The sequence below is a fragment of the Loktanella agnita genome, from assembly GCF_046640325.1.
GTDB classification, from domain to species: domain Bacteria; phylum Pseudomonadota; class Alphaproteobacteria; order Rhodobacterales; family Rhodobacteraceae; genus Yoonia; species Yoonia agnita.
Map to the genome: position 1 here is coordinate 48342 of NZ_JBJMBF010000006.1, position 12172 is coordinate 60513.

General features: G+C 58.7%; 12 protein-coding genes and 1 riboswitch. Of the genes, 6 read left to right on the forward strand and 6 right to left on the reverse strand.

Translation table 11 applies throughout. From position 1 onward, the window contains the following. Positions 1-40 precede the first annotated feature (40 nt). Positions 41-1111, forward strand: a complete 1071-nt coding sequence (locus ACJ5NV_RS08260) for an ABC transporter ATP-binding protein (RefSeq protein ID WP_411643194.1) — start codon at positions 41-43, stop codon at positions 1109-1111. 23 nt (positions 1112-1134) lie between these two features. Here the strand turns inward: ACJ5NV_RS08260 and thiC are convergent, their stop codons facing one another. From thiC to ccmI, 4 genes are all read right to left on the reverse strand, one after another. After that, positions 1135-2934: a phosphomethylpyrimidine synthase ThiC gene (gene thiC, locus ACJ5NV_RS08265; protein ID WP_411643195.1), complete on the reverse strand. Its 1800-nt coding sequence runs from the start codon at positions 2932-2934 to the stop codon at positions 1135-1137. 118 nt (positions 2935-3052) lie between these two features. Further along, positions 3053-3173, reverse strand: a riboswitch (TPP riboswitch). Positions 3174-3287: 114 nt separating this feature from the next. Beyond that, a complete protein-coding gene (locus ACJ5NV_RS08270; RefSeq protein ID WP_411643196.1) occupies positions 3288-3530 on the reverse strand; it encodes a DUF1289 domain-containing protein in 243 nt (80 codons plus the stop codon). Beyond that, entirely contained in the window at positions 3527-4003 is a 477-nt protein-coding gene (ruvX, locus tag ACJ5NV_RS08275; protein WP_411643197.1) for a Holliday junction resolvase RuvX, read from the reverse strand. Before ruvX ends, ACJ5NV_RS08270 begins: the two co-directional genes overlap by 4 nt. Then, the gene (gene ccmI / locus ACJ5NV_RS08280; RefSeq protein WP_411643198.1) at positions 4000-5193 is read right to left on the reverse strand and encodes a c-type cytochrome biogenesis protein CcmI; all 1194 of its coding nucleotides are present in this window, start codon (positions 5191-5193) and stop codon (positions 4000-4002) included. The genes ruvX and ccmI overlap by 4 nt, the downstream gene beginning before the upstream one ends. Before the next feature lie 193 nt (positions 5194-5386). On the opposite strand from ccmI, the gene ACJ5NV_RS08285 reads away from it, so the two are divergent. Further along, on the forward strand, positions 5387-6631 hold the full coding sequence (locus tag ACJ5NV_RS08285; RefSeq protein WP_411643199.1) for a sarcosine oxidase subunit beta family protein: 1245 nt from the start codon (positions 5387-5389) through the stop codon (positions 6629-6631). Positions 6632-6654: 23 nt separating this feature from the next. Here the strand turns inward: ACJ5NV_RS08285 and ACJ5NV_RS08290 are convergent, their stop codons facing one another. Further along, on the reverse strand, positions 6655-6837 hold the full coding sequence (locus ACJ5NV_RS08290; protein ID WP_411643200.1) for a hypothetical protein: 183 nt from the start codon (positions 6835-6837) through the stop codon (positions 6655-6657). 203 nt (positions 6838-7040) lie between these two features. Here ACJ5NV_RS08290 and ACJ5NV_RS08295 point away from each other — a divergent pair, with 203 nt between their 5' ends. Genes ACJ5NV_RS08295 through ACJ5NV_RS08310 form a run of 4 tightly spaced genes read left to right on the forward strand, consistent with a single transcriptional unit; the run spans position 7041 to position 11870 of the window. Beyond that, the gene (locus ACJ5NV_RS08295; RefSeq protein ID WP_411643201.1) at positions 7041-7370 is read left to right on the forward strand and encodes a sarcosine oxidase subunit delta; all 330 of its coding nucleotides are present in this window, start codon (positions 7041-7043) and stop codon (positions 7368-7370) included. Beyond that, positions 7367-10378 (forward strand): sarcosine oxidase subunit alpha family protein, encoded by a 3012-nt coding sequence (locus ACJ5NV_RS08300; protein WP_411643202.1) that lies wholly within the window; start codon positions 7367-7369, stop codon positions 10376-10378. The genes ACJ5NV_RS08295 and ACJ5NV_RS08300 overlap by 4 nt, the downstream gene beginning before the upstream one ends. Continuing rightward, on the forward strand, positions 10371-10943 hold the full coding sequence (locus ACJ5NV_RS08305) for a sarcosine oxidase subunit gamma (RefSeq protein ID WP_411643203.1): 573 nt from the start codon (positions 10371-10373) through the stop codon (positions 10941-10943). The genes ACJ5NV_RS08300 and ACJ5NV_RS08305 overlap by 8 nt, the downstream gene beginning before the upstream one ends. Before the next feature lie 57 nt (positions 10944-11000). Continuing rightward, a complete protein-coding gene (locus tag ACJ5NV_RS08310; RefSeq protein ID WP_411643204.1) occupies positions 11001-11870 on the forward strand; it encodes an alpha/beta fold hydrolase in 870 nt (289 codons plus the stop codon). Here ACJ5NV_RS08310 and ACJ5NV_RS08315 read toward each other — a convergent pair. Beyond that, complete coding sequence (locus ACJ5NV_RS08315; protein ID WP_411643205.1) at positions 11792-12172, reverse strand: winged helix-turn-helix transcriptional regulator; 381 nt, start codon at positions 12170-12172, stop codon at positions 11792-11794. The genes ACJ5NV_RS08310 and ACJ5NV_RS08315 overlap by 79 nt on opposite strands.

The window sequence follows — 12172 nt, forward strand, 5'->3', positions numbered from 1 at the left end:
TGCTAGTTGCGCAATAGCCAATGGTTTTAGTCAGGTGCTCATGCAGCCGCCACGTCTTCAGATTAGCAATATCGTCAAAGAGTTTGGTGGTCGGCGCGTTGTGGATGATGTCAGTTTGACTGTCAGTCCCGGTCAGGTCACCTGTCTGCTTGGTCCCTCGGGCTGCGGCAAGTCGACGACATTGCGGATCGTTGCTGGCGTCGAAATGCAAGGCAGCGGCACGATCCATGTGGATGGCGCGCTGGTCTGCGACACGGTTTATCGGGTGCCACCCGAAGGGCGCGGTATCGGGCTGATGTTTCAGGATTTTGCGCTGTTTCCGCATCTGACGGTTGGCAAGAACGTCGCCTTTGGCCTGAAAGGCCGTGACAGCAAAACCCGCGTTCATGATCTGCTGGACAAGGTGGGCATGTCGCGGTTCGTTGATGAATATCCGCAGCAATTGTCGGGCGGCGAACAGCAACGCGTGGCACTGGCCCGCGCATTGGCACCCCGGCCGCGTATCATGCTGATGGATGAACCCTTTTCTGGCCTTGATGACCGGCTGCGTGATGACATCCGGGACGAGACACTGGATGTGCTGAAAAGCGAAGGGACGGCGGTGCTTTTGGTGACGCATGAACCGGGCGAGGCGATGCGCATGGCCGATGAAATTGCGCTGATGCGCGATGGCCGGATCGTCCAGCAGGGTGCCCCCTACAATATCTACAATGCCCCGAAAGACCGCGCCGCCGCTGCGTTTTTCAGTGATATCAACGTGATCAGCGGTCGGGTGCAGGGTGCGCTGACTGACACACCCTTTGGTCAGTTTCTGGCCCCCGGTGTACCCGACGGGACAGAGGTCGATATTGTGATCCGTCCGCAACATATCAAGATCGACTTTGATCGCGACGGGCGCGGGCCCAATCCGACGCCAGAAGATGGCAGCGCAGCACGTGGCACCGTGCAGCGCGCGCGGTTCATGGGGGCGTCAAGCTTGGTAGAACTTCGGATGGATTTTGACGGCTCAATCCTGCGCGCAACAGTGCCATCTGTTTTTCTGCCGCAGCCGGGCACACCGCTTTGGCTGATGCTGCGGCGCGACCGGTGTTTTGTTTTCCCCCAGTCTTAAGACCGGGGGAAGGGGTGCAAGTTTCAGGTTTCTTCATCTTGCGTTGAAAGATAAATCTCGCCTGCTTCGCGGAATTTTTGGGCCATCGCATCCATGCCCTCTTTCTGCGCCTCGGCGCGGATATCGTGGCTGATCCGCATGGAACAGAATTTCGGCCCGCACATGGAACAGAAATGGGCGACCTTATGCGCCTCTTTCGGTAGGGTCTGATCGTGGAAATCGCGGGCCGTGTCGGGGTCAAGTGACAGGTTGAACTGATCCTCCCAGCGGAATTCGAACCGTGCCCGGCTGAGCGCGTCATCGCGCCGCTGCGCGCCTGGCAATCCTTTGGCCAAATCGGCGGCATGGGCGGCAATTTTATAGGTGATGACACCGGTTTTCACATCATCCCGGTCAGGAAGCCCCAGATGTTCCTTCGGTGTGACATAGCAAAGCATGGCGCAGCCAAACCAGCCGATCATCGCTGCCCCGATCCCACTGGTGATATGGTCGTAGCCCGGCGCGATATCGGTGGTGAGTGGCCCGAGCGTATAAAACGGTGCCTCTTGGCAGCATTCCAACTGCTTATCCATGTTCTCTTTGATCTTGTGCATGGCCACATGGCCGGGCCCTTCGATCATGACCTGACAATCTTTCGCCCATGCGATCTGTGTCAGCTCGCCCAGCGTTTCCAATTCGGCAAATTGTGCGGCGTCATTGGCATCGGCGATAGAGCCGGGGCGCAGCCCGTCGCCAAGCGAGAAACTGACATCATAGGCGCGGCAGATGTCGCAGATTTCCGCGAAGTGTTCATAGAGAAAGCTTTCTCGGTGATGATGCAGGCACCATTTGGCCATGATAGATCCACCGCGCGAGACGATCCCGGTAACGCGGTCCACCGTCATCGGCACCATATGCAGGCGCACACCGGCATGAATGGTGAAGTAGTCGACCCCTTGTTCGGCCTGTTCGATCAGTGTGTCGCGAAAGACCTCCCATGTCAGGTCCTCGGCGATGCCATTTACCTTTTCGAGGGCCTGATAAATCGGAACCGTGCCGATGGGGACCGGGCTGTTGCGTATGATCCATTCGCGGGTGTTATGAATGTTGCGCCCGGTGGACAGGTCCATCACCGTATCGGCGCCCCAGCGGATCGACCAGACGAGCTTGTCTACTTCTTCTTCCATTGAAGAGCTCACAGCAGAGGTGCCCATATTGGCATTGATCTTCACCAGAAAATTGCGCCCGATGATCATCGGTTCTAGTTCGGGGTGGTTGATATTTGCCGGAATGATCGCCCGGCCTGCCGCGATTTCAGACCGCACGAATTCCGGTGTCACGTAATCGGGGATATTGGCCCCCCAATCATTCCCATCGCGCGGGGCGGGGGTGTTCTCGCGCAGTTGGTTTTCGCGGATTGCGACAAATTCCATTTCGGGTGTGATGATCCCTGCGCGGGCATAGGCCAGTTGGGTCACAGGTGCATCGCCGGTGGCGCGCAGCGGTTGCGCTTTGATCGGGAACGCGGGGGTTAGCTGGCTTTCGGCGGCAAAGCCGTTATCAGCTGCTGTGACCCTGCGCCCGGCATAGGCGGCCACATCGCCACGCGCGCTGATCCATGTGCTGCGCAAATGTGGCAGACCTTTTGCGATATCGGTCACGATGTCCGGGTCGGTATAGGGGCCAGAGCTGTCATAGACGACCAGCGGTGGTTCCCCGGCTGTGGGGTGCAGGGCAATTTCGCGCATGGGCACTTGCAGATCTGGGTGCAGCGCGCCGCTGACATGGATCTTGCGCGCAGCAGGCAGCCCGCCTGTGGTGATCTTTGGGGTGGGGATGTTCATTTTGGTGCTCCTCAAGCTGGCAATGATGAAGGACACCAGATGACGCGGAGAGGAGGCAAAGGTGCCAAGAAACGGGCAACCTTTATGTCAGGAGACGCGATAAGCCAGACCAAGCCCCGGCAGTGCGATCCAAGCTTCCTACGCCAGTATCAACTGGGTCAGGTTCAAAGGGTCGCGTCACCGGGATTTCTCCCTATCTGCCTCTCAGTCCCTTGGGCGGGACTCCCCTGCGTAAGCCAAGATGTAGCGGGTGATTTGTGGCGTGGCAAGCTGTGTCCGGGCGTGCCGGGGGCGCTAATGCCGCCGTGCGGTAGCTGCGATGTTCCGGCCCGTAAGGTGGATCCGGATCCACCTTACTTTATGCGTCCGTTCCGCCCGCCACGTCGCCGGGTAATCTGTTTCTTGCGTGCGGGTAATTCTGCCATCACTTCCTGCCGCGCGTCAGGTGTCATACGCGACCACGCGCTGATTTCGTCGATGCTGCGCAGGCAGCCGGTGCAGAGCCGGCTCTTGGGTTCAATGACGCAAATCTTGATGCAAGGGCTTTCGATCTCGGCCCGCGACCAGATATGATCTGTGTTTTCAGATTTGCTCACAATGTGCCCTTCATATGGACTAACCGGTCCAGCAACCCTTGCAGAATATACCCAGCCGCCACATGATCAATGACCTCCCCGCGACGCTTTCGCGAGGTATCCGCCTCTAGCAGCGCGCGCTCCGCCGCCACGGTGGACAGCCGTTCATCCCAAAAGGTGATCGGCAGCGGCGTCAGCTTTTCAAGGTTCCGCGCAAAGGCGCGCGTCGCTTGGCTGCGCGGCCCTTCAGAGCCATCCATATTGCGCGGCAGACCCAGCACCAGCCCGTGCACCAGCCGCGCGGTTGTCAGTTCCAGCAGCTTGGCAGCGTCCAGCGTGAACTTCTTGCGCTTGATTGTCGTGACCGGGGTCGCGATGCCGCGCATATTGTCCGAGATGGCAACGCCAATGGTCACGGTGCCCAGATCAAGCCCGGCAATGGCACCAAGTGGGGGCAACTGTGCGGCAAATTCTTCTGGCGTTTGTAGGATCATTGTCGCACCCCTGCTGCATCGGCGGCCGCCGTCAACACATCCATCGCCTCTGTGCTTGCGCCAAAAACGCCGCGTGCTTCGGCCCAGACCGCGCCTGCGGCCTCTTGATCGCCCAGTACGCCATAGGCCCGGATCAGCCGTGCCCAATCGGCGGCTGTGCCGCCTTCTGTCGCCAACCGGTCGGCCAGCCCGGCGACCATCATGCCGATCATTTGCTGGCGTTCTTCTGCGGTCATATTTTCCGCATTGGCGATATCCGCAGCAGAAGGCCCGCGGATGTCGGGCAGCGTATAGTCGATCCCGGCCCGATAGGCCGCGTCTTCGATCTGTGCGCGGGCAGATGCGACGTGAAAGCTTTGCGGATCACCGCTCTCTGCCATGCCCCGCCACATGCGATAGGCAATGTCGGGCCGGTCGGTTTGGTTGTAAAGCATACCCAGATAATAGCGGGCGGCAGTGTTGTTTTCATCTGTGTTCAGCATCTGATTGATCAGCGCTTCGGCCTCAGGTGACACGAAACCACCTGCGGCGACCACTAGTAGATCAAGCAGGCGCTGCCTGTCCGCCGTGCCAGCGTCATCCCCCTTGATTTCTATAACTCGCTTTTGTGCGCGAGCGGCACCGGCATAGTTGCGCAACTCGACCTCGTGAAAGGCAAGGCGCGACCACGCTTCTATATCATCGGGCCGGGTTGGTGCGATGGTGCGAAGCTGTGCTACGGCGGCGCTGTATTCCTCAGGCACATCTGTGGGGGGCGGGGTAGGGGCGGCGGCCTCTAGCGCGGCTTGTGACGGGCGGTTTTTGCGCATCGCGTCGGACGCGTCCAGACGCGCCTGCAATGGCAGATCACCATAGCCGGGCGCGCCGAGCGCGTAATAGGTGCCAAAACTTATGCCCAGCACCAGCAGCGTGATTAAGATTGAAGATCGCATCGCAGGGCCGTTTTGGGCAGTGGGGGCGGTGGCTTTGCTTGCAGCCAATAAACGGCGCGCGACCTCGGTCCTTGCTTGCTCGGCCTCTTCTGCTGCTAAAACCTCGCGCGCGACATCGCGGTCGATTTCGGCCAGCTGGGCTTTGTATAGCGCGACATCGGGGTTTTCGGGCACTGCTTGGACCGGGCGCAGTAGCGGGCGGATGACAAGGGCTGCCACCATGAAGGTCAGAACAAGGCAGACAAGCCAGAAAATCATGGGTTTTCCCGTTTAGATCCTGGTCAGACATAGCGGTGCCTGTGGGTTGTGAAAACCCCCTGCGACGCAATGCCATTTCCAACCGTGGGACCATGTCGTAAAAGATCAGCCAGACGCCGCTGGCAGTCTCCTGCACAGACTGCGAAACAGACAGAAACGGGATAAGTTCACCCACCCACACGGGGATTCGCGCATGAAACGTTATTCCGCCTTTGCTGTAGCACGCGAAGCATTGCGCTATCACACCGGGTGGGGGCGCGCCTGGGCCAAGCGTGCGCCAAAGAAAAAATACGATGTGATCATCGTTGGCGCCGGCGGGCACGGGCTAGCCACGGCCTATTATCTGGGCAAGAATTTCGGCATAACCAATGTCGCGATCTTGGAAAAAGGCTGGCTGGGCGGCGGCAATACCGGCCGCAACACCACGATTATTCGGTCGAACTATCTGCAGGACCCCTCTGCCGCGCTTTATGAAAAGGCCCGCAGCCTGTACGAAACGATGAGCCAGGACCTGAACTATAACGTCATGTTCAGCCCGCGCGGTGTCATCATGCTCGCCCAGACCCAGCATGAGGTGCGGGGATATAAACGCACCGCCCATGCGAATGCTTTGCAGGGTGTGCAAACCGAATGGATCGGCCCGGATCGGGTCAAAGAGCTTTGCCCGATCATGAATATCAGTGGCCCACGCTATCCTGTGCTGGGTGGGCTGTGGCAAGCGCGCGGCGGCACGGCCCGCCATGATGCGGTGGCCTGGGGCTATGCCCGCGCTTGTTCCGATATGGGCATGGATGTGATCCAGCAATGCGAGGTCACAGGTATTCGGCAACAGGGCGGCAAGATCCACGGCGTGGACACTTCGCAAGGCCCGATTGATTGCGACAAGCTGGGGATCGTCGTGGCCGGGCATTCCGGCGTGCTGTCCCAGATGGCGGGTTTTCGTTTGCCACTGGAAAGCGTGGCGTTGCAGGCATTGGTGTCAGAGCCGATCAAGCCTTGCATGGATGTGGTTGTCATGGCCAACACCGTCCACGGCTACATGTCACAATCCGACAAGGGCGAGATGGTGATCGGCGGCGGCACTGATGGGTATAACAACTATACCCAGCGCGGCTCTTTCCATCATATCGAGGAAACCGTGCGCGCATTGGTCGAGACCTTCCCGATGATTTCGCGGCTGAAAATGCTGCGGCAATGGGGCGGGATTGTGGATGTGACCGGTGATCGCTCACCGATCCTATCAAAAACGCCTGTCGATGGTGTTTTCGTCAATTGTGGTTGGGGCACCGGTGGTTTCAAGGCGATCCCCGGCTCTGGCTGGGCCATGGCCGAGCTGATGGCCAAGGGACATTCGCCGCTGACCGACGCATTCAGCATGAACCGTTTCCGCGAGGGCAGATTCATCGACGAAAGCGTCGCCGCCGGGGTGGCACATTGATGCATTTGGACAAGACAGGCAGGTCATTCGCGATACCCGCCGGACATGAACGCCTGCAATTCGCGTACGATCATCTGTTCATCGTAACCAGGATAGTCAGATGTATCGCTTCCATCATCAAAGGGATGACCGAACAAACGTTGTGCGATCATATAGATGATCGCAGTTGTCAGTATCCCGCCAATTATAAGCAAAATAAGTTCCATAGGTGCAACTTACAGGCGCTATCGCGGCATGTGGAATCCTCGACCAACGGGGGGCTGAAATCGGCGGAATTTGCCTCAATTTCTGGAAATGTGGCGGGGAATTCCGCTTATTCCCGTTTCACAATAAAGCTTGTAGGCGTCGTATCACGCTTGTTTGTATCGCTGTCTTGCGCAGTACAATACCCTGAAACTAAAGGTCCATCATGCTGATTTTAAACTGCCCCTATTGCGGCATGGATGTCGATGAAACCGATCTGCACGCCGGTGGTCAGGCGCATTTGAAGCGCGAAGGTCCGGGATCCGACGATACGGCGTTTGAGGATTACCTGTTTATGCGCGAGAACCCCAAGGGAGTTCATTTTGAACGCTGGCGACATGTCTATGGCTGTGGCAAGTGGTTCCATGCTGCCCGCTGCACCAACACGCTAGAGGTGTTTGGCACCTATTCAGCCCAAACGCTGGAGCCGCCGCAGGCGATACGCGATGCGATCTCTGAAAAACGTCCCGGCTGGTCATGGGGGACACTGAAATGAGCACCCGTCTGTCCGGTCAAGGCCGTCTGATCAATGAAAACAATGCCTTGTCATTCAGTTTTAACGGTAAGCAATTTCGCGGGTTCGAAGGCGACACGCTCGCCTCGGCGCTACTGGCTAATGGTCAGAAGCTGGTGGGCCGTTCGTTCAAGTATCATCGCCCCCGTGGTGTTGTCGCCTCTGGCGCGGAAGAGCCGAACGGGCTGGTCAATCTGGGCAAAGACAGCCAGTTTGAGCCGAACCAGCGCATCACGACCACGGAATTATTCGACGGTCTGACCGCTACTTCGCAGAATCACTGGCCTAGTCTGGAATTCGATGTGGGCGCGATCAACGCTGCCTTGTCCCGCTTTCTGCCTGCCGGGTTCTACTACAAGATGTTCATGTATCCGCGTGCGTTCTGGAAGCATGTCTACGAACCCATCATCCGCCAGTCTGCCGGTCTGGGCAAAGCCCCCAAAAACCGTGACTCCGATACTTATGAGCATTTCAATGCGCAGGTTGATGTGCTGGTCGTGGGTGGCGGGGTTGCAGGGCTTGCCGCAGCGCAGGCTGCGGCCGAGCGTGGTGCACGTGTTCTGCTGATCGAACAGAGCGCCCATTGGGGTGGCCGCGCGATGGTGGATCAGCCCGAAATCGAAGGGATGAAGGCCGAAGAATGGGTCGCTGAGACCGTGCAAGCGCTTGAGAATATGCCAAATGTTGATCTGCGTCTGCGCTGCATGGGGGCAGGTGTTTATGATCACGGCTACGCGTTGGCCTATGAACGGCTGCGCGATCACGCCCCCGATGCCGAAGGCCCGCGTCACCGGCTGTGGCGCATCCGCGCGCGCCAGATTGTGACTGCGACAGGTGCGATTGAACGGCCCTTGTCCTTTGCAGGCAATGATATTCCGGGTGTTCTGTTGGCGGCTGCGGTGCGGGATTACGTGGTGAATTACGGTGTGTCGATTGGTGACCGCACGGTGGTTGTGACCAATAATGATGATGCCTATCGCACTGCGATTACCTTGAAAGAGGCCGGGCTGGATGTGCCTGCCATTATCGATGCCCGCAATGCGCCCGAAGGGGCTTTGATTGATCAGGCCCGCGCGCTGGGCATCCGGGTGGAGACAGGCAAGGGCATCGCCAAAGTCAAAGGCGGCAAGCAGGTCACCGGCGTGGCGATCTGCGCGCAGGCGGGCGAGGGCGCACCGCTGGAAGAAATCGCCTGTGATTGTGTGGCTATGTCCGGCGGCTGGTCCCCTGTAGTGCACCTGTGGTCACATTGTGGTGGCAAGCTGATCTGGGACGACACACAGGCGATGTTCCGGCCTGATCATGACCGTCCCCCGACCGGGGCGGCGGGCGCTGGTTTTGTGACGGCGGCAGGAACCGCGAATGGGCATTTGTTCACCGCCGAGGCAATCGGCGATGGCTGGGCCGCAGGTCGTGCGGCTGCCAAGGCGTCAGGCCATATGAAACGCGGCGGGCAGGCCCCGTTGGGACATGACGTCGAAGAAGGGCCGATTGCGCCAGTCTGGTTGATGCCGCAGGGCGCCAGCCGCGCGCTGCGGTCCAAGGCTTGGCTGGATTTCCAGAATGACGTGAAAGTCTCTGACGTACAGTTGGCCGCGCAGGAAGGGTTCGAAAGCGTCGAACATGCCAAACGTTACACCACGCTGGGCATGGCGACGGATCAGGGGAAGTTGAGCAATATCAATGGTCTTGCCGTGCTGTCCAATGCGCTGAACGATGCGATCCCGAATGTGGGCACCACCACCTTCCGCCCGCCCTATACGCCGATTTCCATGGCCTCGATTGCGGGCGTGGCGCGGGACGATCTATTTCAGCCGGTCCGTAAAACCCCGATGTCCGACTGGGCGAATGAAAATGGGGCGGACAACGAACCCGTGGGGCAGTGGCGCAGGCCCTATGCCTATGTTCGTACAGGTGAAACTGTAGAGGATGCAGTGAACCGCGAGGTGAAGAATGCCCGCGAGAACCTTGGGCTGCTGGATGCCTCTACCCTTGGTAAGCTGATCGTCAAAGGGCCGGATGCGGGCAAGTTTCTGGACATGATGTATACCAACATGATGTCGACCCTCCCGGTTGGAAAATGCCGCTATGGGTTGATGTGCTCTGAAAACGGTTTTCTGATGGATGATGGTGTTGTGGTCCGCATGGCCGAAGATACCTGGCTTTGCCACACCACCACTGGCGGGGCGGAACGCATTCACGCCCATATGGAAGACTGGCTGCAATGCGAATGGTGGGACTGGAAGGTCTATGTCGCCAATGTGACCGAACAATTCGCCCAGATTGCTGTGGTCGGTCCCAATGCCCGCAAGGTTTTGCAAAAGCTGGGTGGTATGGACCTATCGGCTGAGGCATTGCCATTCATGCAATGGGCTGAAGGCAAAATAGGCGGGTTTGATGCGCGGGTTTTCCGGATTTCGTTCTCGGGCGAGCTTAGCTACGAGGTCGCCGTACCTGCCGGGCAAGGCCGAGCCTTTTGGGATGGGCTGTTACAGACTGGCGAAGAATTCGGTGTGATGCCTTACGGGACAGAGGCGTTGCATATCATGCGGGCCGAAAAGGGGTTCATCATGATCGGGGACGAAACCGATGGCACGGTGATCCCGCAGGATCTGAACCTGCAATGGGCATTGTCCAAAAAGAAAGAGGATTATCTGGGCAAACGGGCGCATCTGCGCAGCCATATGGCCGACCCGGACCGCTGGAAACTGGTGGGTCTGGAAACGCTGGATGGCTCTGTTTTGCCGGATGGGTCTTATGCGATTGCTGAAGGCGCGAATGCGAATGGCCAGCAAAATACGCAGGGCCGCGTAACCTCAACCTACTACTCGCCGACGCTGGACAAGGGCATCGCCATGGGGCTGGTCCACAAAGGACCGGATCGGATGGGCGAGGTGATCAGCTTTAACAAGACTGACGGCACCACGGTCGAGGCCCGGATCGTTGATCCGGTATTTTATGATAAAGAGGGGGCAAAGCAAAATGTCTGAACCGATCAGCGCATTGCAGGGCAAATTCGCCCCCGGAGAGGTCACAATCCGCGAGGATGGCCTGCAAGGTATGATCACCCTGCGCGGTGATCTGTCTGGCAAAAGTCTCCGCTCTGTCTGTAAGGCCGTGACCGGGCAGCCCATGCCGAAACAAGGCACGGTCAGCATAGATGGGGGCAAGGGCATCTGCTGGATGTCGCCGGATGAACTGCTGCTGCTTGTGCCTTACGCGGATGTTGGCAGCGCAATAAAGGCAATCGACAAGGCGTTGAAGGGCAAGCATTATCTGGCCGAAAATGTATCAGATGCCCGCGCGCTGATCCGGGTAGAGGGCACATTTGCGCACGAAGTCATCGCCAAGCTCGCCCCCGTTGATCTGCACCCGGTTACGTTCCAGCCCGACGACTTTCGCCGCACCCGGCTGGGTCAGGTCGCCGCCGCCTTCTGGATGCGGGACGAGGACACGTTTCAGGTGATCTGTTTCCGCTCTGTCGCGGCGTATGCTTTCGACCTGTTGGCGGTCTCTGCCAAGGCCGGACGGGTGGGGCATTTCCCCGGGGCCTAAGCGGCGACGGAACCAAACCCAACCCTGGCTGGTTAACTGCTTGCGAAAGGAATTTCTATGCAGCAAGATCAGCCGCTTGTCTTTATCCCCGGTCTTTTTGAAACGCCGCACATCTGGCAGTCCACCATCGACCGGCTGGAACTGCCTGCGGCGAGCGTGGCGCATCTGCATCTTGTCGGCCACCGCCCCGAAGATACATTGCCCTTCGATCTTGATCGTTGGGTCGATGAAGCTGTCGCAGTCATTGACCGGCACGGTGCAGGTCGACCTGTCACGCTGGTTTGCCATTCCACTGGCGGGTTGCTCGGCCTGATCCTGGCCCGCCGGATGCCTGAGAAGATTGAGAGCCTTGTTTTGGTCGGCAGCCTTAGCTGCGGACACAGGGACCGTGCATCAAAACTGGATGAACGGCTTTTGGCGCGCCCGTTGTTGGGCAAGGTGCTGTTTGCAATGGCGGGCCGGCGTTGGCTGCGGACCCAAGCTTCCTTCCAGCGGGGGCTGCGTAGCGTCACGACGGCAGAGGTGGCAGGCGCTATTCCCGAAGATATGCGCCTGATGCTGAAACGTTGCAATGCTGCTTCCGCGCTCAGCATGACGCGCTGGGTATTGAACACCAGCATCATCGCGCAGCTTCCTGAAATCACGGTGCCAATCCTTGCGATGATCGGCCAGCGGGACAGTGTCGTGCCGCCCAGCCACCAGTTGCGCATGATGCAGGCCGCCCCGATGGCGCAGGCGTGTCTGATGGATGCCGCACATATGCCGTTTCTGGAAAACCCTACTGCCTTTGATCAGGCGCTGACCGGCTGGTTACAGCTTGGGCCGCGCGCCGTGCGGGAAGCGCAGGATCAAGAGGCGGATTTGCGGGCGTCAAATGCGTTTCGTGCAGCGTCCACCGCACCGAGGTTGACGCAAGTCCAGCGATAGATCGCCTTGTAAGGGGCAAGCAATGAATGCCCCAGCGTGGTCATCGCGTATTCCACCGCAATGGGTGAGGTGTCGATGACCGTGCGGGACACGATCCCGTTGCGTTCCAGTTTACGCAATGTCTGCGTCAGTGATTTTTGCGAAACCCCTTCCAACCGCCGCTTGATGTCGTTGAACCGGCGCGGCTCGTCCTCAACCACTGTCAGGATCATCATTGACCATTTATCCGCGATCTCGGCAAAGAGTTCGCGATTGGGGCAATTGACGTCGAATGTCTTATTGGCAAGCTCATCCTTTGGCAT

Coding starts and splice junctions, on each gene's coding strand:
- ccmI (WP_411643198.1), bottom strand. CDS start 5,193: ATGATTTTCTGGCTTGTCTGCCTTGTTCTGACCTTCATGGTGGCAGCC.
- ACJ5NV_RS08305 (WP_411643203.1), top strand. CDS start 10,371: ATGTCTGAACCGATCAGCGCATTGCAGGGCAAATTCGCCCCCGGAGAG.
- thiC (WP_411643195.1), bottom strand. CDS start 2,934: ATGAACATCCCCACCCCAAAGATCACCACAGGCGGGCTGCCTGCTGCG.
- ACJ5NV_RS08260 (WP_411643194.1), top strand. CDS start 41: ATGCAGCCGCCACGTCTTCAGATTAGCAATATCGTCAAAGAGTTTGGT.
- ACJ5NV_RS08290 (WP_411643200.1), bottom strand. CDS start 6,837: ATGGAACTTATTTTGCTTATAATTGGCGGGATACTGACAACTGCGATC.
- ruvX (WP_411643197.1), bottom strand. CDS start 4,003: ATGATCCTACAAACGCCAGAAGAATTTGCCGCACAGTTGCCCCCACTT.
- ACJ5NV_RS08300 (WP_411643202.1), top strand. CDS start 7,367: ATGAGCACCCGTCTGTCCGGTCAAGGCCGTCTGATCAATGAAAACAAT.
- ACJ5NV_RS08310 (WP_411643204.1), top strand. CDS start 11,001: ATGCAGCAAGATCAGCCGCTTGTCTTTATCCCCGGTCTTTTTGAAACG.
- ACJ5NV_RS08315 (WP_411643205.1), bottom strand. CDS start 12,172: ATGCCAAAGGATGAGCTTGCCAATAAGACATTCGACGTCAATTGCCCC.
- ACJ5NV_RS08285 (WP_411643199.1), top strand. CDS start 5,387: ATGAAACGTTATTCCGCCTTTGCTGTAGCACGCGAAGCATTGCGCTAT.
- ACJ5NV_RS08295 (WP_411643201.1), top strand. CDS start 7,041: ATGCTGATTTTAAACTGCCCCTATTGCGGCATGGATGTCGATGAAACC.